At 68.9% G+C, this 995-nt stretch carries 2 protein-coding genes; both read left to right on the top strand.

The features are described 5' to 3' along the window. The first annotated feature begins 227 nt into the window (after nt 1–227). Complete coding sequence (locus ACG2DA_RS22845) at nt 228–695, top strand: hypothetical protein (protein ID WP_395259014.1); 468 nt, start codon at nt 228–230, stop codon at nt 693–695. A gap of 85 nt (nt 696–780) precedes the next feature. After that, on the top strand, nt 781–995 hold a 215-nt coding region (locus tag ACG2DA_RS22840; protein WP_395259013.1), incomplete at its 3' end, for a hypothetical protein.

The following is a 995-nucleotide window of genomic DNA, read 5'->3' as shown; positions in this document are numbered from 1 at the left end:
TCGGGGTGACGGTCGGCGGTCGGCAGTACCGGTGCGAACTGTGCGGCTTCGAGAAGCGGCACGCGCTCGGCGAGAACGTCGCCAAGTACTGCGTGACCGACGCCGGCCCGGACAACTTCTGATCGCGTGACCGCCGGCCGGGCAGCGGGTCCGGCCGGCACGCTTTTAGCGCAGCGTTTTTCCGCGGCCCTCCTGCCGCAATCCACCCCCCTTGCACGTCAAGAAAAATGGCGATCGAGACAAACATTCGTGACCGCGACGTGATCCGCCGCACGCCGAACGTCGACCCGAACAGCACGCTCGGGAAGGTTATGGCGGAAGCGGGCCGCCGGAAAGTCGAGCGAGCCCGCAACCGTGCCGCTCTGGGGCTCCCGCCGGAGAGCGCCGATCTTCCGCCGGTCCCGAAGGTGCACGAGATCCCCGCCGGCAAAGGCGTGAAGGAACACCGGGACGAACGCGGCCGGGTGGTTGTGTCGAAGGGGCTGGCGACAGTCACCTACTACCACAGCGGCGAACTCTGGACCGCCGTTCATCGCAGTTCCACCGGCGACTGGATCAGGGGCCACGAACTCAAGAGCGAGGCCGGCATCCGCCGTTGGGCCTACGGCCGGTTCGGCGAGACACCGCCGCCGAAACTGAAAGCCGGCAAGGTCGGCGGCCCGCACGCTCACAAACTGGTTCCCCGCGGCGGGTAAGCCGCTCCGCTTCTCCCCTCCCTCGCCCGGTCGGCCCTCTGCCGGCCGGGCCTCCCGCGTTCCCCCTCCCGCTCCCGGTGCGCTCATGTCGCTCTCCGTCCTCAAATTGCAATCCAGTTACACCCTCTCCGAATACATCGAATCGACCTCCCGGGCCTGCGTCGTGCTGGAGGGGCAGGACGAAGACGGCTGCTACGTCCGCCGCGAGTGCGGGGCCGACGACTTCGCCGGGGACGACCTGTTCCGCGAGGGGCTGGTCTGCCTGCGGACGGGGGCCGGGTCGATGTGGCGGCCGTGGGA

This window comes from Alienimonas sp. DA493 (assembly GCF_043951915.1).
Lineage (GTDB): Bacteria > Planctomycetota > Planctomycetia > Planctomycetales > Planctomycetaceae > Alienimonas.
The sequence above is the reverse complement of the archived record's forward strand: the minus strand, read 5'-3'. Positions and strand labels throughout refer to the sequence as shown.